At 41.5% G+C, this 18,313-nt stretch carries 17 protein-coding genes; 13 read left to right on the top strand and 4 right to left on the bottom strand.

Annotation, left to right across the window (positions count from 1 at the left end):
• Positions 1-7 precede the first annotated feature (7 nt).
• Genes D7V92_RS20070 through D7V92_RS20060 form a run of 3 tightly spaced genes read left to right on the top strand, consistent with a single transcriptional unit; the run spans position 8 to position 2,867 of the window.
• Entirely contained in the window at positions 8-1,237 is a 1,230-nt protein-coding gene (locus tag D7V92_RS20070) for a site-specific integrase (protein ID WP_121773634.1), read from the top strand.
• A gap of 13 nt (positions 1,238-1,250) precedes the next feature.
• Complete coding sequence (locus D7V92_RS20065) at positions 1,251-2,471, top strand: site-specific integrase (RefSeq protein WP_121773633.1); 1,221 nt, start codon at positions 1,251-1,253, stop codon at positions 2,469-2,471.
• 21 nt (positions 2,472-2,492) lie between these two features.
• On the top strand, positions 2,493-2,867 hold the full coding sequence (locus tag D7V92_RS20060) for a hypothetical protein (RefSeq protein WP_057329352.1): 375 nt from the start codon (positions 2,493-2,495) through the stop codon (positions 2,865-2,867).
• A 109-nt stretch (positions 2,868-2,976) separates the two neighbouring features.
• Here D7V92_RS20060 and D7V92_RS22320 read toward each other — a convergent pair whose 3' ends face one another.
• The 3 genes from D7V92_RS22320 to D7V92_RS20045 form a co-directional block, all read right to left on the bottom strand.
• Positions 2,977-3,126: a hypothetical protein gene (locus D7V92_RS22320; protein ID WP_172681361.1), complete on the bottom strand. Its 150-nt coding sequence runs from the start codon at positions 3,124-3,126 to the stop codon at positions 2,977-2,979.
• Positions 3,127-3,214: 88 nt separating this feature from the next.
• Positions 3,215-3,520: a helix-turn-helix domain-containing protein gene (locus D7V92_RS20050; RefSeq protein WP_057329351.1), complete on the bottom strand. Its 306-nt coding sequence runs from the start codon at positions 3,518-3,520 to the stop codon at positions 3,215-3,217.
• Positions 3,521-3,566: 46 nt separating this feature from the next.
• The gene (locus tag D7V92_RS20045; RefSeq protein ID WP_057329350.1) at positions 3,567-3,878 is read right to left on the bottom strand and encodes a helix-turn-helix domain-containing protein; all 312 of its coding nucleotides are present in this window, start codon (positions 3,876-3,878) and stop codon (positions 3,567-3,569) included.
• A gap of 81 nt (positions 3,879-3,959) precedes the next feature.
• On the opposite strand from D7V92_RS20045, the gene D7V92_RS22315 reads away from it, so the two are divergent.
• The 8 genes from D7V92_RS22315 to D7V92_RS20005 all read left to right on the top strand — a co-directional run bounded on the left by D7V92_RS22315 (position 3,960) and on the right by D7V92_RS20005 (position 13,636).
• A complete protein-coding gene (locus D7V92_RS22315) occupies positions 3,960-4,148 on the top strand; it encodes a hypothetical protein (protein ID WP_199718928.1) in 189 nt (62 codons plus the stop codon).
• A 272-nt stretch (positions 4,149-4,420) separates the two neighbouring features.
• Positions 4,421-4,888 (top strand): DUF3408 domain-containing protein, encoded by a 468-nt coding sequence (locus tag D7V92_RS20040; protein WP_121773632.1) that lies wholly within the window; start codon positions 4,421-4,423, stop codon positions 4,886-4,888.
• 280 nt (positions 4,889-5,168) lie between these two features.
• Positions 5,169-5,603 (top strand): conjugal transfer protein MobA, encoded by a 435-nt coding sequence (gene mobA, locus D7V92_RS20030; protein WP_121737300.1) that lies wholly within the window; start codon positions 5,169-5,171, stop codon positions 5,601-5,603.
• Positions 5,604-5,861: 258 nt separating this feature from the next.
• Entirely contained in the window at positions 5,862-6,431 is a 570-nt protein-coding gene (locus tag D7V92_RS20025; protein ID WP_027201740.1) for a Crp/Fnr family transcriptional regulator, read from the top strand.
• 105 nt (positions 6,432-6,536) lie between these two features.
• Complete coding sequence (locus tag D7V92_RS20020) at positions 6,537-7,385, top strand: hypothetical protein (protein ID WP_027201741.1); 849 nt, start codon at positions 6,537-6,539, stop codon at positions 7,383-7,385.
• 28 nt (positions 7,386-7,413) lie between these two features.
• Positions 7,414-9,705 (top strand): TonB-dependent receptor domain-containing protein, encoded by a 2,292-nt coding sequence (locus D7V92_RS20015; protein WP_034502598.1) that lies wholly within the window; start codon positions 7,414-7,416, stop codon positions 9,703-9,705.
• A gap of 306 nt (positions 9,706-10,011) precedes the next feature.
• A complete protein-coding gene (locus tag D7V92_RS20010; protein WP_027201743.1) occupies positions 10,012-12,321 on the top strand; it encodes an ATP-binding protein in 2,310 nt (769 codons plus the stop codon).
• Positions 12,314-13,636, top strand: a complete 1,323-nt coding sequence (locus D7V92_RS20005) for a sigma-54 dependent transcriptional regulator (RefSeq protein ID WP_027201744.1) — start codon at positions 12,314-12,316, stop codon at positions 13,634-13,636. The genes D7V92_RS20010 and D7V92_RS20005 overlap by 8 nt, the downstream gene beginning before the upstream one ends.
• 142 nt (positions 13,637-13,778) lie before the next feature.
• On the opposite strand, the gene D7V92_RS20000 is transcribed toward D7V92_RS20005, so the two are convergent.
• Positions 13,779-14,891: a site-specific integrase gene (locus D7V92_RS20000; RefSeq protein ID WP_121773631.1), complete on the bottom strand. Its 1,113-nt coding sequence runs from the start codon at positions 14,889-14,891 to the stop codon at positions 13,779-13,781.
• Positions 14,892-15,499: 608 nt separating this feature from the next.
• Here D7V92_RS20000 and D7V92_RS19995 point away from each other — a divergent pair.
• Positions 15,500-17,044, top strand: coding sequence for an AAA family ATPase (locus tag D7V92_RS19995; protein ID WP_121773636.1), 1,545 nt, complete (start codon positions 15,500-15,502; stop codon positions 17,042-17,044).
• Between the two features lie 14 nt (positions 17,045-17,058).
• Positions 17,059-18,111, top strand: coding sequence for a hypothetical protein (locus D7V92_RS19990; protein ID WP_147441532.1), 1,053 nt, complete (start codon positions 17,059-17,061; stop codon positions 18,109-18,111).
• Positions 18,112-18,313 lie beyond the last annotated feature (202 nt).

Genomic DNA, 18,313 nt, shown 5'->3' with positions numbered 1-18,313 from the left:
TAAGCGTATGAAAGTAGAAAAATTCAAGGTGCTGCTCTACCTCAAAAAGAGCGGACTGGACAAGTCGGGCAAGGCTCCCATCATGGGACGCATCACGGTGAACCGCACGATGGCGCAGTTCGGATGCAAGCTGTCCTGTACCCCCGAACTGTGGAATCCCCGTGAAAGCCGTCTGAACGGCAAGAGCAAGGAGGCGGTGGAAATCAATGCCAAGATTGAAAAGTTGCTGTTGGCGGTGAATAACGCTTTCGATAATCTGATGAGCCGTAAAGTGGATTTTGATGCAACCGATGTGAAAAACCATTTTCAAGGCAGCATGGAAACACAGATGACCCTTATGAAAATGACGGACGTTATCTGTGACGACCTCAAAGCCCGTATCGGCATTGACCGGGCGAAAGGGACTTATCCCGGTTATCACTATATGCGCCTGACACTCGGTGAATTCATCGAACATCAGTACAAGGTCAAGGATTTGGCATTCGGGCAACTGACGGAGCAGTTCATCCACGACTATCAGGCATTCGCTATGGAAAACAAGGGATATGCGATAGATACCGTTCGCCACCATCTTGCCATCTTGAAGAAGATATGCCGTCTGGCATACAAGGAGGGCTATGCAGACAGGAGCCACTTCCAGCATTTCACCCTGCCTAAGCAGTCAGATAAAACCCCACGGGCATTGAGCCGTGAATCGTTTGAAAAAATCCGTGATGTGGAAATACCTGCTTACCGTAAATCCCACATATTGGCAAGGGATATGTTTCTCTTCGGGTGTTACACCGGGGTCTGTTATGCAGATGTTGTCTCAATTACCCGTGAGAACCTATGTACGGATGAGGACGGGGCTTTGTGGTTGAAGTATCGGAGAAAGAAAAACGAACTTCGTGCCAGTGTAAAACTGTTGCCGGAAGCGATTGATCTGATTGAGAAGTATCACAGTGAGGAAAGGGACACCCTGTTTCCTTTACTGCGCTGGTCAAATCTCAGAAGGCACATGAAGGCGTTAGCTGCACTGGCTGGCATCAAGGACGACTTGTGCTATCATCAGGCGAGGCATAGTTTCGCCTCGTTAATCACGCTCGAAGCGGGTGTGCCTATCGAGACCATCAGCCGGATGTTGGGACACTCCGATATTTCCACCACTCAGGTATATGCCCGTGTCAGCCCGAAAAAACTGTTCGAGGATATGGACAAGTTCATAGAAGCAACCCAAGATTTCAAACTCACCCTATAAACCCAACAACAATATGCGAAGCACTTTTTCACTATTGCCCTATATCAACCGCAGCAAAGTCAAGACTGACGGTACGACCGCCGTACTTTGCCGTATAACCATTGACGGCAAGCAGACAGTCATAAGCACAGGTATCTATTGCCGCCCAGAAGACTGGAACGGCAGGAAGAATGAGATAAAGATTATCAGGGAGAACAACCGTTTACGGGAATACCTGCGTCTGACGGAAGAAGCCTACACCGAGATACTGAAATCGCAAGGCGTGGTCAGTGCCGAAATGCTGAAAAACCACATATCCTTGAACAACATTCATCCGACTACCTTATTGCAAATGGGAGAATGGGAACGTGAGCGGTTGAAGAAACATTCCGAAGAGATTGATTCCACTTCTTCCTATCGGGCTTCAATGTACTACCAGAAGTACCTGACGGACTTTATAGCGTCAACCGGGAAAAAGGACATTCCTCTTGAAGAAGTGACGGAGGATTTCGGCAAGTCCTACAAAGCCCATTTGAAGAAATGCAAGAACTTCGGAGTTTCCCAAACAAACCATTGTCTGCGTTGGCTGAACCGATTATTGTACCTTGCAGTCGATAAGGAGATTATCCGTGTGAACCCCTGCGAGGATTTGGAATATGAAACGAAACCTGAGGCAAGACACAGGTACATCAGCCGTGATGAGTTCAAGAAGATACTTTCCACACCGATGTATGACAAGCGGATGGAACTGGCAAGACGGGCTTTCATCTTCTCGACCCTGACCGGACTGGCGTATGCAGACATACAACTGCTGCATCCCCATCATATCGGGACGAATGCGGAGGGCAGACGCTACATCCGCATCAACCGCAAGAAGACAAAAGTGGAGGCGTTCATACCCTTACATCCCATAGCGGAACAGATATTGTCGCTGTATAACACAACTGATGATGAGAAGCCCGTGTTTCCTCTTCCCAACCGTGATGCCCTATGGTTTGAGGTTCACGAGTTGGGAATAACCATAGGAAAAGAGGATAACTTGACCTATCATCAAAGTCGGCACAGCTTCGGCACTTTCCTGATTTCAGCGGACATACCCATTGAGAGCATCGCCAAGATGATGGGACACTCCAATATCAGGACGACACAGGGATATGCACGGATAACAGACGATAAAATCTCCAAGGATATGGACAAACTGATGGAGCGGAGAAAGAAAATATCGGCTGGCGAAAAGAAAGAGAATAGTAAATAACCATTATAAAATAGATGAATTATGAACAGAGGAATAATAACAATCAGTGAAACGGGGGTGGTCACCGTACCAACTGCCCCCGTGTGGATGACCCAGTTTGAGATAGCCGACCTGTTTGGGGTGTTCTCGTGCGACATCCGCAAGGCGATACGGGCAATCTACAAGAACAAGGAATTGAGTGAAACTTATACAATGAAGTATATCAAGCAAACTGACGGCATCAGCTATGATGTGTATAACCTTGAAATGATTATAGCCATTGCATTCAGGATATGCAGTAAAGAAAGTTTTCAGTTCAGACGGTTCGTAATAAATGAAATCTGCGCCTCCAAGAAAGGAAGTCCGACAACATTGTTCTTCTCTTGCGGTAAGGGCAGTAACCTATGGTATAGTTGAGGTTCATCCCGTCAGCCACCTGTTCCCGATGCTCGGATGCAAAGGTAGCGTGTGGCTTTGACGGCATTGGCAAGGTCAGGCGGCAGAGCCGTTTCAGGCAGAATCTTCCTCAAACGGGTTTGAGCGTATTCCGCCCGAAAACCTTGCCACTGCCATCCACACGCTTGAAAGGCATCCGGCAACGGAAACAAGCGACTGGCGGGAAATCAGAAGAAATAGAGGAACGGCTTACAGACGAAGCTAAACATTGATGCTTCATCTGTAAGCCGTTCCTTTTGTCTTTTTGCCGAAGTTCCATTGCTGCCGCAAACATAGGGCAGACGGCAAACTGCGCTCCTTCAAGAAAATCAGGTTGCCTTCAGTCGGTAGGCGGATTGGTAGCCGTCAGCCAGCATCCTTTCGATGTCGGATTCACGGTAGAGGATTTTGCCGCCCAACTGAATGTAGGCTATACGTCCCTCGTTGCGGTAGTCCTGAAGCGTCCGGCGGCTCACTTTCAACCGTGCCGACACTTCCTTGTCTGTGAAGAAACGCTCCCCGTTCAGTGTCGGGCGGTAGTTTGCGGTCAGATGCTCTACGTTGTCCAGCAGACGGTCAAGGCTGCCCAAGAAGTGGATTATCCACTCGTTGTCTTTGTTAATCAGTTCGTTCATATTACTTTGGATTTAGTGGAATTATTGTTATTACTCTATTCGGTTATCAGATTGTTCTGCCTTTGAACTTTGCTTCTTTTCGCCTGTCCTCCACGATGGAAACGATGCGTTGCACGTCTTCGGGACGGTAATAGGTCTTGTGGTTTATCTGCGAATAAGCCAACGTGCCGTTGTCCCGAAGCGTCTGCAAGGTTCGGGGGCTGATGTTGAGCATCCGGCACACGTCCTGATTGTCCATCCACTCGCTCATTTTCTTTTCGCCGTGACGATGGCAGATGGCATCCATACGGCTGACGAAGCGGTCGAACTTGGCGACCAGTTCCTCGAAGGTCTTTCTCTCGATTGATACGATTTCCATATTGTCTTTCTTTTAGTTGTTACTGTTTCTTTTGCCGCAAAGGAATATATAATCCGTTACCTGACAATAGGTTCCCCGAAAGTGGAAGCGTGTTGCGCTGATACGGCAGTCATTGTCCGGGATGCTGACTTCCCTTTGGCGGCTATCATTCCTTCTCCTGCAAAGAAATACATAATCCGGCATCCGGCAATGGTTTCAATCAGGTCTGGCAGCAAGTGGCACAGGGTGGTAGAGGTTGGCATTGGCTGGAGGCAGCGGTTATCTTCTTAATTCTAAAAAATAGAAAGGTGGCAAGGGGAAAAATAAGGACTTAATTCAAATTCGCCTACAATTGAGTCTTTGCCCTTTCGGGCATATACATCCGGCAAAACGGTGAAGTCCTCACCGCTTTATCAACCGCCATAATGCAAAACCACACAAAATTGCCTAAGAGAATCCAAGTGCTTGACTGACTGTATTAAAGCACCTTACTTTGCTCCCGATAATCGGTCAAGGTGTTTACCAAGACCACAGTTAATAACTTAATCAATTTGTTTTTTACAATGAAGAGAGAACCAAACATTACAGAGCAGCAGGCTCGTGAAATCGTGGAAAAGATGGGACGCAGGGAATCCTACACTCCCAAGTCGATGAATGACATCTACAGACGTATCGGTCTGGAGCCGGATGAGCTGGAACTGCCCGGCAATATCGTTACGGAGGAAACGGAGACCGCTATGGCGGATGAACCGTCAAGTGAGGCGGTCGAGAAAACGGCAATGCTGCAGAAGCGTGTCAGCAGCAAGCAGCGCAGGTTGTCGTTGGAGGAGTACCGCGCCACCTACTTGAAAGTCCCGAAACTTGTCAACCGCAAGCCCGTGTTCGTCAGCGAGACGGTGCGTGACGAACTCGACAGGGTTGTCCGCTTCCTCGGAGGAAAGGGCATGAGCGCATCGGGGCTGATTGAAAACCTCGTCCGCCTGCACCTCGACACCTATCGGAACGACATCGAGCAGTGGCGCAAGCTCTGACGGGATTACAGAAAGTCGGTTGGGCTGGTGAATACACTTCATCGGCTTAACCGATACCCAAGATGAGTGAGTACACCCGGAAACAAATCCGACAGGCGGAGGATTTTTGTGTCCTCAAAGACACAGCAAGGTATATTTTCAGTTACCCGAATAATTCTAAGTAACTGAAAATGCCTTCACCGCCGTGGGCAGAATTATCCTCCGCAGTCGGATAATTTCGGGGTTCTTTAATCAAAGATTAAGCAATAGACAAGCCATAAAATTAAAAGAATTAAGAAGTATGAAAAAGAAGACTAAGTACGGGAGAAATCCCAAGTTGAACCCGAAGACGCACTGCGTGATGGTGCGCTTCGACGATGTGGAATGGAACAGGTTCCTGACGATGTACGAGGAATCGAACGTGTATGCGAAAGCAGTCTTTCTAAAAGCGCACTTCTTCGGACAGAAGTTCAAGGTGCTGAAGGTGGACAAGACGATGCTGGACTACTACACCAAGCTGTCGGATTTCCATGTCCAGTTCCGCTGCATAGGCACGAACTACAATCAGGTCGTTAAAGAGCTGCGCATCCACTTTTCGGAGAAAAAGGCGATGGTGTTGCTCTACAAGCTGGAGAAGTGTACCATCGACCTCGTGAAACTGAGCCGGGAGATTGTGGAGCTTTCGAGGGAGATGGAGGCTAAGTGGCAACAAAGATGGGACGATTCCATGGCATAATGCTCCTTTGATAAGCAGTCCGGCAAGTGAACGAATTCCCACGGGCAATTTCATTGCCGACCATGTCACAATCGTGCGTCCGGGGCTGTATGTCAAGGATGAGAACCGACCGATAGGAATGAAAATGTAAAATTTTAATAGTCCCAAGAAGCCATTTAGAGTGAATTGTAGTCTGAATGGCTTCATTTACATGTTATGTTATAGATAGTTTGAAATAAAATCACTACCTTTGCAAATAGATGTCATACAGACTATTATATGGATAAATTCAATCTCTATATAGATAAAATTGATTTGAACTTTTGGCGCGAACTATGCACCAAAGAGGGTAAGTTACGCTCATACAAAAAAGGTGAATATTTTCTTCATCGTGGAGAAACCACAAAATGTGTATGGGGATTCATTAAACACGGATATTTCAAGTATTCTGTGATAGACTCAGAGGGTAATATTCATATTACCGGATTTTCATTTTGTGATACTCCGATAGGTGATTATTCAAGTCTGGTGATGAATACTCCTGTTGCAGCAGATATTATAGCGGCAAAGGATTCTGAAGTTTATGTATGTAACCGAAACATTGTGGATGAACTATTCGAGAAAGAACCTAAGCTGCATAGTGCTATATCGGACGGATTTTTCATTCAGGCATACGATAGTTTTCTGAATATGTATCGTCTGTCTGCAAAGGAACATTATATCCATTTATTAAGGTGTTGCCCTGATATACTGCAAAACATCACACTTAAAGAATTGGCATCTTATCTGCAAATAACGCCAACATATCTTAGCCGTATTCGCAAGGAGATTACTTTTGGAGAGAAATAGCATCTCCGAAAAAATACCCTTCTGTGCAACTCTCAACTTAGTTTGAGAGTTGTTTCGTTTAATGCCCGTAACTTTGCACTGATTATAACAACCAAAAAAAGTAATATGAACCAACTTAAATTCTGGCATATAGCATTGCTGCTAAGCATATGGTCACTGACAAGTTGCAGTGATGATAATAACGAAAATGAAGCGATTACTCCGTTCTGTCTTGGAGATACTTACTATGAGGTAAGATTAGGACAAGAAACTAACAGCATCTACATAACAAATGGTAGTGGGGATATTAGTTTGGCGATAGAAGATGAAAATATTTTGCAAGCCACTTATAATGGCAAGTTATATGCAGACAAGCCGGGAGGTGTTGTCTCTTTGTTCGGAAAACAGAAAGGAAGTACCATGCTGTCCATTATAGACAATGTGACAGGAGATAAAGAAACTATTGAAGTGAAAGTAACAGATTGCTACCTTGCATACGTTATCAATGACAGCAACTACCCGATATTGCCGGCAGGCACCACACTCTTTTTAGTGAACAATCAAGCTCAGGACTACTATCTGTTCGACCAAGATAACATATATAACAAGCCTATACTAAAAGACAGCGGTTACGAGTTCTTCATCACGCAGAATGCCGACACAGGTGCGGCACCCACTAAATACGCTATTCCCAACTTACGCTTATACAAACACAATCCCGCTGATGCTGGAACTACTGCGTCGAAGTTCTATGATTTCCAAATAGAACTGTATGGCGAAGAAGCCAGTTCTTCGTACGTGCTACAAGTCATTCAAGCCTACTTAGGCGTCGATTGGGAAAGGCTTATAAACAATGCTTTGACCAAATCACCTGCTCCCATAGATATGACTATGATATTGACCGTTCCTGATACAGACTATCGAATAAGAGGAATAATAAGCTTTGTATCCATTCCGAAATACATATTGGATTGATAGATTTCTTGTAATCAACTGAATTCGTATGATGCAGTTACGCAAAATTAAAGTACTTACATTTTTCTTCCTATCGTTCGTTTGCTCCCAAACGACTGTTTATGGGCAAATGATTAGCGGTAAAATAATAGATGCCGAACAACTACCGATAGACGGAGCGACTATTATTCTGCAAGCGATGGATTCGACCTATATAGCCGCATCCATCTCTAATACTGACGGTATATTCGTTTTTAATAGCCAACAGGAAGAATACCGTTTGATAATACAACACATTTTATATGAAACCAAACAAATGGCAGGTAAGGGAAATGATGTCGGAACTATTCAACTTCAACCTAAAGACTATGCTTTGGATGAAATTATTATAAAGGCAGAACGTCCTTTTGTTAAAGTGAAGAATGGACTTTTAGGGTATAATCTTGCTGTCCTTACCCAAAATCAACTTGTAAACAATGCTTATGAAGCATTGACAAAGATACCGGGAGTACAAGAAGAGAGAGGAATACTGACTTTGGCAGGAGCCGGGAAACTGACGATTATTCTAAATGGCAAACCAACAACAATGGATGCCGGACAACTTGAAACGATTTTGCGCAATACTCCGGTTAATCGTGTGGAAAAAGTGGAAGTGATGTACAGTGCGCCTCCTGAATATCATGTACGGGGCGCGGCTATTAATGTTGTTTTAAAGCGTTCAAACGACTACTCTTTTCAGGGTGAGATAAGTGCTGACTATAAAAACCAATACTTCAATGACGGGGGAATGAACGGGAACTTTCGGTTGTCAACTCCTAAAATGGCTTTTGATGTAATGTATGGAGTAAATAACGTAAAAAAAATGGAGTACATAGACCTTGATTCCAAGCATACGCTAAAAGAAGAACTCCATTCTATCACACAAAATGAACAGTTGCGCAGCAAGTATTGGAAGCATGACCTTAGAGCCGCTTTTGAATATAATTTCAACGATAAAAACAATATCAATATTGCCTACACAGGTAGTTATACCCCTGACCAATATAATAACAGCCGGACATCAGGCAATTACCAAACCGGTAATGTTGATAAATATATTGACAATCAAATGCACAATGTCACATTGCAATATCATTCAGGATTCGGTCTTGAAATAGGAGGTGACTATACCTATTATACTTCCAATAATAATCAATGTTTACATACTGATTATCAAAATGGAAATCAGAGTAGTTTCTCTATGGTTGGCGGACAAAAGATAGACCGCTATTCTATTTATGTAGACGGGAAACACTCTTTATCCAAAGGATGGAATTTGGGTTATGGAGTTTCCTATCGATTTGCCAAAGATCTTGATTTCCAAACCTACGATAAAGTGACAGGTGACATTCAAACACAAAATACATATTCCAATCTGAGAGAACAAACTGCCAGTTTTTATGTGTCGTTGAGCAAAAACTATGCAACAGGTACATCTTTATCCGTTTCTGCTACAGGAGAGTATTATACGATTGGCAATTATCATAAATGGGCAGTCTTTCCACAAGCATCATTGACCTATTTTAAAACACCGGAACATCTGTTTCAATTGTCATTATCTACGGATAAAACCTATCCAAGTTATTGGGATATGCAGTCTTCCGTCAGTTATCTTAATGGATATACAGAATTGTGGGGTACACCGAATTTGAAGCCGATGACGAATTATAATCTGAATGGAAGTTATATCTTCATGAAGAAGTATATTTTCAGTCTGTTTTTCACGCATACATCGGATTATTTCACACAAGCCGCCTATCAATCTACCGACAGGCTGGCACTGATCTATAAAAATACAAACTGGAACTATATGCAGCTATGGGGAGCAAATATCATAGTACCCTTTAAAGCAGGAAACTGGCTGGATTCCCGATTCTCCTTAGTCGGAATGCAAATGCACCAACGCTGTGATGATTTTTTCGACATTCCTTTCAATCGGAGGAAATGGGTATTTAGCGGCACATTGGATAACACGTTTAAAGTAAACAAGAATTTATCTTTCGAGTTGATAGGGAATGTACAGACTCCTGTCATACAAGGGACATTTGATATAGAATCTATTTTTAATCTCACTGCCGGATTAAAATGGAATTTTGCAAATGACAAATTGAGTTTATCAGCCCGTTGCAATGACATATTTGATACAGGAATGCCTGCAACAAAAGTCCGCTTTAAGGGGCAACACTTGGATATGAACAGCGGATTTTATTCACGTTCATTTACTTTGCATTTCAGTTATTGTTTTGGCGGATATAAGAAAAAGGAGATAAAAGGAATAGATACATCAAGATTCAGATACTAATTCAAAAATGATATGAGGACATTGTTGCTAACTCTGAGTGTTTTATGCTTATACTCATGCTCATATAAAACTTCTCTGATTACCTATCGAAATGGATATGTATTTAACACCCAGGGTAAAATGATTGGAAACTATTCCAATGGCTATATTTTCACCGAAAATAAAATACTCATAGGATATTACTTCAATGGATATATTTGTGATGATAATCACAATATTATAGGAAACTATGCAAATGGATTTGCAAAAATTGGAAAAACAAAATAATTAATTTTTTTCTGTCAATATCATAGATGTAAACATACAGTGAAACATCTTCAGAAAGCGGTCGCTTTCGGCTATACACTTATTGCATTGTTAATCGGATGTATTGCCTACACTTGGCATCATGAATGGCAGGAAGTGGAAGCATTGGAGGTTGGCAATCGACGTATAAATGAATTCAGGAAGGATGTAAACCGTATTCATATCCGACTGATAGAGTTCTCTTTGTTGGGAGAAACTATATTGGATTGGGACGAAACAGATTTGGAGAATTACCATGCCCAACGTATTGCATTGGACAGTATATTATGCAGTTTCAATGTAACTCACAAAATTGAGCGTGTTGACAGCGTGCGCAGTCTTTTGGAGTATAAGGAACGGCAGATATTCCAGATTGTCCGGTTAATGGATGAGCAACAATCCATCAACAGGAAGATAGCCAGCCAAGAACCGGTGATTGTGCAGAAGATTGTGCAGGAACAGCCCAAGAAACCGAAGCGCAAAGGATTCTTGGGCATATTCGGTAAAAAAGAGAAAACGAAGCCATTGACAACAACGACTACGCTTCGTTCTCCCGATAGAAACATGGTCAGCGAACAGAAAGCACAAAGCCGTCGGTTGTCGGAACAAGCCGACAGTCTTGCGGCTCGTAATGCCGAACTTAACAGACAACTGCGAGGATTGATTTGCCAAATCGAAAAGAAGGTACAATCTGATTTACAAAGCAGGGAAGCCGAGATAACCGCCATGCGTGAAAAATCATTTATGCAGATAGGCGGCTTGATGGGATTTGTCCTTTTGCTGTTGGTCATTTCTTATATCATCATACACCATGATGCAAAGAGCATCAAACGATACAAACGCCAGACAACGGATTTGATAGGGCAATTGGAACAGTCCGTGCAACAAAATGAGGTACTCATAACCTCCCGAAAGAAAGCGGTATATACTATTACCCACGAGTTGCGTACACCGCTGACGGCAATAACAGGCTATGCCGAACTGTTGCAAAAAGAGTGCAGCAATGGGAACAATGTGCATTTCCTTCAAAGCATACAACAATCCTCCGACCGTATGCGGGCTATGCTCAACACTCTGCTGGACTTCTTCCGCTTGGATAACGGCAAGGAACAGCCCAAAATGCAACCTTGCAGAATTTCAGCAATCACGCACATCCTTGAAACGGAGTTCATGTCCGTTGCCATGAACAAGGGACTGTCCTTGACCATGAAGAACGGGAATGATGCTGTTGTATTGACCGACAAAGAGCGAATAGTTCAAATCGGTAACAACCTGCTGTCAAACGCCATCAAGTTCACAGAGAAAGGTGGTGTGTCACTGACTTCCGACTATACCAACGGAGTGTTGACACTGACCGTCGAGGACACCGGTACGGGCATGACCGAAGAGGAACAGCACCATGTGTTCGACGCATTTGAACGCCTCTCAAATGCCGCCGCAAAGGACGGTTTCGGACTTGGACTTGCCATCGTTCATAATATCGTGACGATGCTTCATGGAAAAATCAGACTGAACAGTGAAAAAGGGAAAGGAAGCCGTTTCATGGTGGAAATACCGATGCAAAAAGCTGATGATGTGCCGGAGCAAGTAATACAGACGTATATTCACAGAAAAGACAGAAACCTCAATGTCATCGCCATCGACAATGACGAGGTGTTGCTCCTGATGCAGAAAGAGATGTACGCCCAAGAGGGAATACACTGCGATACTTGCACCGATGCGGCGGAACTGATGGAGATGCTACGCCGGAAAGAATATAATCTGCTGCTGACAGATTTGAATATGCCCGGTATAAACGGTTTCGAGTTGCTGGAACTTCTGCGTTCGTCCAACGTGGGCAATTCACAGATAATCCCCGTGGTCGTGGCAACCGCTTCGGGCAGTTGCGATGCGGAGGAACTTTTGGCAAAAGGCTTTGCCGGATGCCTGTTCAAGCCGTTCTCCATATCGGAGCTGATGGAGGTCTCGGACAAGTGCGGCATAAAAGAAACTCTGGACGGAAAGCCGGACTTATCCACCTTGCTGTCATACGGCAATGAGGCCGTCATGCTGGAGAAACTGATAACGGAAACTGAAAAGGAAATGCGCTTGATGCAGGATGCGGCAACGCGAAACGACCTGCAAGAACTTGATGCCTTGACACACCACTTGCGTAGCTCGTGGGAGGTACTCCGTGCCGACCAACCGCTGAGGGAACTTTACGGATTGCTTCATGGAAAGGCTATACCGGAAGAAAGTGAGTTAAGCCATGCTGTTACCGCAGTATTGAATAAGGGCGCGGAAATAATCCGGCTGGCAAAAGAGGAAAGGAGAAAATACGAAAATGGATAAGACCAGAATAATCGTGGTGGAGGACAACATCGTGTATTGCGAATATGTCTGCAACCTGCTGGCACGGGAGGGCTACCATACCGTGAAAGCTTACCACCTATCGACAGCGAAGAAACATCTGCAACAGGCAACGGATAATGACATAGTAGTTGCCGACCTGCGCCTGCCTGACGGCAACGGTATAGACATGCTGCGTTGGATGCGCAAGGAAGGAAAGATGCAGCCGTTCATCATCATGACCGACTATGCCGAAGTACATACTGCCGTGGAGAGCATGAAACTCGGTTCGATAGACTATATACCTAAAAAACTGATAGAGGACAAACTCATTCCACTTCTCCGTTCCATACAGAAGGAGCGTCAGATGGGACACCGCCGTATGCCCGTGTTCGTCCGTGAAGGTTCCGCCTTTCAGAAAATCATGCATCGCATAAGGTTGGTAGCCGCTACCGATATGAGTGTGATGATATTCGGAGAGAACGGCACGGGCAAGGAGCATATCGCCCATTACCTACACGACAAGAGCAAACGTGCGGGCAAACCCTTCGTGGCGGTTGACTGCGGTTCACTCTCAAAAGAACTTGCGCCGTCGGCATTCTTCGGACACGTCAAGGGAGCGTTTACAGGTGCAGACAGCACCAAGAAAGGGTATTTCCATGAAGCGGAAGGTGGCACGTTGTTTCTGGACGAGGTGGGCAACCTCGCGTTGGAAACCCAACAGATGTTGCTCCGTGCCATACAAGAGAGACGTTATCGCCCGGTCGGTGACAATTCGGACAGAAGTTTCAATGTCCGCATCATCGCCGCCACCAACGAGGATCTGGAGGCGGCAGTGAGTGAAAAGCGTTTCCGGCAGGATTTACTCTACCGTCTGCACGACTTCGTGATAAGCGTGCCGTCGTTGCGTGACTGTCAGGAAGACATTATGCCGTTGGCAGAGTTCTTCCGTGAGATTGCCAACAAGGAACTGGAGTGTAATGTGGGCGGATTCAGTCCCGAAGCCCGTAAAGCATTGCTGATCCACACATGGCCGGGCAACGTGCGGGAACTTCGGCAGAAAATCATGGGTGCGGTATTGCAGGCGCAAGAAGGTGTTGTAACGAAAGAGCATCTGGAACTTGCCGTGACGAAACCGACCTCACCCGTCAGTTTCGCCCTGCGCAATGATGCAGAGGATAAGGAACGGATAATGCGTGCGTTGAAACAAGCGAACGGCAATCGGAGCCTTGCCGCCGAACTGTTGGGAATAAGCAGGTCGGCACTATACAGTAAACTTGAAGAGTATGGACTTAAATATAAATTCAAGCAACCATAGCCGATTTTATTGAATTTGACTATCTGCAAAGGTTTATTATTCAAAAAATAATATTACCTTTGCATTTAGGAAAAGCGTTCTTTTGAATTACTGCAAAACGAAGTGAAACACAGAATTTCGCTGTTTTCTAAATCGTTACCTGTCAAGCTGCAAAAATTTGCAAGTGCTTGAATTTTAGCAAGAAAGAAAATTTGATATGTCTTCTCTGATGGAAGGTGATTCTTTTGTCGATCTGGCATACTTCTGCTATCTCTCCCAAATATTCGTTCATCTTCTGATTGCTGATAACGGGAAGGAGTTTGCCGCCTTTCATCTTACCTTCGTACTTGGCTAATATCTGCTTGGGGATTTCAAGTAAGGGTACATTGGAATCTACACCTGTCTTTTCACGCTTAATCATTATCCAAAGTTTTCCGTCAAAAGCGAGTTTGATGTCTTCTTTGGTCAAATTACACAGGTCGATATAGGATAATCCGGTATAGCAGCTAAAAATAAACATATCGCGTACTTGTGTCAATCGCGCGGATGAAAATTCTTTATTGTAGATAAGGTCTATCTCGTCTTGGTTGAGATAGCCTCTGTCCACTTTGTCAAAGCTGAACTTGAACGAACCAAAAGGGTCAACAAAATTCAATCCGCTGTTTTTTGCATATATAACAACGGAGTGGAAGCGTTGCACAAACTTCATGGCAGTGTTGTTGTTGATGCCGTGTTCGTTTCTTAAATAAAGATAGAAGTTCTCAATGAACACCGCATTGATTTCACGAATAAGAATGTCGGAAACTCTGTACTTCACTTTCATAAAGTCTATCAGGCGTTGCTTGGTTAATTCGTAACGTGAATAGGTCTTTTGTGTAGCTGTTGTTCCTACCTTGTCTTTGTATTGCAAATTATGCTCCGTAAAGTAAGTAAGTAGGCTGTGCTGCTTTTCTTCAATACCCAATACATTATTGCGTAACTTCTCCGGCTCTACATATCCGTTGTTGTTTAGCTGCTTGGTGTATTGTATGGAGATTTGACCACGCAAATCATCCAGTTCTTTGTTCAACTTGGATATTTTGGCACTGGTGCTTTTCCCACTCTTATTAACTGCACGACCTGATTTTATATCCCAATCTTCAGGAAGAATTGTTTTCTTCGTGCTGAATTGCTTGGTTTCTCCATCGACTGTGATACGTGCCATAATGGTCACTGTTCCGTCTTTCTTCGGTTCGTTCTTCTTTAAATAGAAGAGGATTCTAAATGTACTTTTCATACCGTAACGTTTTTAATTTGCAAAATTAGTTTTCTATGTTCGGAATGAAGCGGACTAACGAGTGACAATGTGCGACATATCAATGACTTAGCGTTAAAATCGTTACGATTTTCTCCGTAACAAAATACCGTAACGATTTGGTAATGATTATTAGTCTGAAATTGGCTTTTGAAGTTCTTTTTACTGTCCGTATGGGGTAAGAAAAAAGCTCCCTAAACCGTTAGTTTAGAGAGCTTTGTCATAGTTTGGCGGAGTATTGTCTTTTCTCCTAAGTGATCCGCCTGGGTCTTGAACCATACGGCTCACAAGTCTTAAAATCAATATTTTAGCGTACCTCAATCTTTTAAGGGGTACGAATTAGGCACTTTCTTCAAAGAGCATTTGACTTCCCTTTTCGGGATTGTGTCTGCCTTTATCTTCGGTTCAAAGATACCACTTTATTTTCAAACACGCAAATCATTGAAAATAAATCTTCTGCGGTTAGTGCAAGGTGCAAGCTATATATAAATATATGCTTGCACCTTGCACTAAATATTTAAATAGCAAATAAATAGTTTATTTGTTATATTCTTTGTATTTTTGTAATCACAATCCAAAAATAAGTTTTTATGTTAAACGCAATAAGAATTGAAAATCTTAGAAGTATTCAAGATTCAAAGTTTATTGATTTGAAATCATTGAATATCTTAGTTGGTGCAAATTCTTCAGGAAAAAGTACTTTCTTAAGGAGCTTTCCTCTCCTAAGCCAATCTATAAATAAAAGTCTAAGAGGGCCTGTTTCGTGGTTTGATGTAGCATCTGTGGATTTTGGAGATTATGTAACAGCAAAAAATAAATTTGTGTCGGAAAAAGAAACTATTCGTTTTTCTTTCAAATTGGATCAAGTGAGACGAAATAGAATTAGGGTAAATTTTCGATATAGATATATTAATTATTATAATCTTTACAATCTCACTAAAGAAGAAAACTCTAATATAGGAGTTACTATTTCTCTTAATAATGATGTTAAGGGGACATATATGGATCGTGTCATATTAGAATTGAAAAGTTTTGTTATAGATATGAGTGTTGATAGTCGTAATTCACCAGTTAAGATTCTTATTAATGGGAAAATTGACATGACAAATTACGGTGTAAAAAACAAGTGGAGCTTTACCACAAATCATGGTTTGATGCCTACATTTATAGGAAAGGACAATGAAGATTTTCAAGTGCAAACTTTAAATTTAGCTGTAAATAAATTAATTCAATTTTGTGATAAAAGATTGAAAAAGCAAGTTCGAATAGAGTCTTTATTCAATTTGTTGGATAGTTCAAAAGAATCTCTTTTGAAATCAATAAAAAATACGGAGATTATTTCTTTGCAAAGGAAAACGGCTGATTGGGACATATATAATGAAACATTTCAAGAAGTTTATTACCTATGGATTACTTCTCAGATACCATTATTGCTATGGATTATAGATGAAGAACTTAAAGGGTTTTATAGTGGCTGTAGTTATATTGCACCTAGTCGTGCTGAAGCGTCTAGATATTATAGAAATCAAGAGTTGCAAGTAAAGGATGTTGATGCGTATGGACGCAATTTGCAGGAGTTTATAGCATCATTAACAGATAAACAATATGAGAGCTATTCTTCCTTTACACAAGAAATACTAGGTATTAGTATTGGAGTAGCTAATACAACTGGACATCAAAGTATATACTTGCAAAACAAAAATGGAAAATTTAATCTTGCAGACGTAGGATTTGGTTATTCACAAATATTGCCAATCATAACAAAACTTTGGTACATTACACAAAAGAGACCTTATGAGGAAGATGCTAAAAGATGTGTGGTAATTGAACAACCCGAACTGCATTTGCATCCTGCAATGCAAGCAAAAATAGCAGATGCTTTTATTAAAGCAATAAAAAAAGGAAAAGAAAATAATATCGATATTAAATTATTTATAGAAACTCATAGTCAATCGCTTATAAATAGAATTGGGAGAAGAATATCAGAAAATTTTATAGGAAAAGACGAAATTGGCCTTATCATTTTTGAAAAAGATAAAGAAGGTAAGAACTCAATAATAACGCAGACTTGCTACAAAGATAATGGGCAAATAAAGAATTGGCCTTATGGTTTTTTTGATCCTATAGATTTATAAATATGTTATTTGTTTTGTCTGATGAATTAATGGTTGATAGTTCTCATAGTATGAAAATTGTTATTGTGAGGGCCATAAAGCATATTGCAACCTCTGTGTTTGAGTCTAAGCATTTACTCTCTGGCAGTTTGGAAGTTTTAAAATATTTTAAAGAAGAATTTAAAGGGGATTTTGATTTGTATAGTCTATTCAATACCTTAGAAAATAATTATTATTCGACATCTTTTGATTTTGTAAAACGAAGAACAGAAATTGTTATTAGTATTTCTAATCCAAGAAGAATAGAAGGTGATGTTGAAATTTTTCAGTCTTCAATAAATGATTTTCAAGATACTTTATGCTGCCAAGCGTCTATTCTTTTAGGAGAAGATTTTAATGATTGCAATTTTTTTACTTATATATTAAAATGGTATATAAGCAAAAATGCTCTGAATATTAATTATAACTTTGATACAGATAATGGAGGTGGAGTAAACATATGTAGATCAATAGATAATCATATTGAAAATAAGAGAATATTATTATCTATCATAGACACAGATAGAAAATATCCAAATTCTCCGACAGGTGACACATACAATAAGTGCCGGAAATATTTAAGAAAAGAAAAGGGGAGCTTTAAACTTATTGCATTAGATGTTCAAGAAATTGAAAATTTGATGCCTTTTAATCTTCTTGATAATAAATCTTTTTCTGGAGAACATGCATCCAAGAAAGAAAAATTCGATTATTTACGTTCTCGAAATCCGAATTTATTGCAATATTTTGATATTAAAAAAGGTATAAGGAAAAAAGATACGGAAAACGATTCTTCCTACAAGGAATTTGCAAAGCAATGCTGTGATTGTAATCCTGATATTAATGATTTTGACATATATTACAATAATCTTTGCGATAGTGATTATGTATATCCTCCTCTTTCTCGCATATTCAATTTAATAGAAGAGGATTTGAAAAATAGTTCGGAAAATTTTGTTTTGTTAAATTTTCAAGAACGAGAGTGGAATAAAATAGGTGAAAAATTATTAGAGTTTGGGTGTGCAAGAAATAAAGAAGCACTAAATTGATTATAATACTAGATTTATTAATTGTTTTTATATAAAATCAGGGAAATTTAAAGCTTGTATAGACAAAGATTTGCACCTATGTATTTTATGGCAAATGTAAAATTATTCTAGCTTTATGCTTATTAGAGAATAGAATATTATACGATACTTATTACTAGGTTGATAAATGTAAGGCTAAAATAATGCATGATGCAGTTTTACG

The sequence above is a fragment of the Parabacteroides sp. CH2-D42-20 genome (assembly GCF_003670185.1).
Taxonomy (GTDB): Bacteria; Bacteroidota; Bacteroidia; order Bacteroidales; family Tannerellaceae; genus Parabacteroides; species Parabacteroides distasonis.
This window is presented reverse-complemented; position numbering and strand designations above follow the sequence as displayed.

Bases quoted from the DNA above. Each gene is read 5' to 3' on its own strand.
- D7V92_RS20040 (WP_121773632.1), top strand. From the start codon at position 4,421: ATGAAGAGAGAACCAAACATTACAGAGCAGCAGGCTCGTGAAATCGTG.
- D7V92_RS20045 (WP_057329350.1), bottom strand. From the start codon at position 3,878: ATGGAAATCGTATCAATCGAGAGAAAGACCTTCGAGGAACTGGTCGCC.
- D7V92_RS22320 (WP_172681361.1), bottom strand. From the start codon at position 3,126: ATGAAGCATCAATGTTTAGCTTCGTCTGTAAGCCGTTCCTCTATTTCT.
- D7V92_RS20060 (WP_057329352.1), top strand. From the start codon at position 2,493: ATGAACAGAGGAATAATAACAATCAGTGAAACGGGGGTGGTCACCGTA.
- D7V92_RS20015 (WP_034502598.1), top strand. From the start codon at position 7,414: ATGATGCAGTTACGCAAAATTAAAGTACTTACATTTTTCTTCCTATCG.
- mobA (WP_121737300.1), top strand. From the start codon at position 5,169: ATGAAAAAGAAGACTAAGTACGGGAGAAATCCCAAGTTGAACCCGAAG.
- D7V92_RS20050 (WP_057329351.1), bottom strand. From the start codon at position 3,520: ATGAACGAACTGATTAACAAAGACAACGAGTGGATAATCCACTTCTTG.
- D7V92_RS19995 (WP_121773636.1), top strand. From the start codon at position 15,500: ATGTTAAACGCAATAAGAATTGAAAATCTTAGAAGTATTCAAGATTCA.
- D7V92_RS20070 (WP_121773634.1), top strand. From the start codon at position 8: ATGAAAGTAGAAAAATTCAAGGTGCTGCTCTACCTCAAAAAGAGCGGA.
- D7V92_RS20005 (WP_027201744.1), top strand. From the start codon at position 12,314: ATGGATAAGACCAGAATAATCGTGGTGGAGGACAACATCGTGTATTGC.
- D7V92_RS20000 (WP_121773631.1), bottom strand. From the start codon at position 14,891: ATGAAAAGTACATTTAGAATCCTCTTCTATTTAAAGAAGAACGAACCG.
- D7V92_RS20020 (WP_027201741.1), top strand. From the start codon at position 6,537: ATGAACCAACTTAAATTCTGGCATATAGCATTGCTGCTAAGCATATGG.
- D7V92_RS20025 (WP_027201740.1), top strand. From the start codon at position 5,862: ATGGATAAATTCAATCTCTATATAGATAAAATTGATTTGAACTTTTGG.
- D7V92_RS20065 (WP_121773633.1), top strand. From the start codon at position 1,251: ATGCGAAGCACTTTTTCACTATTGCCCTATATCAACCGCAGCAAAGTC.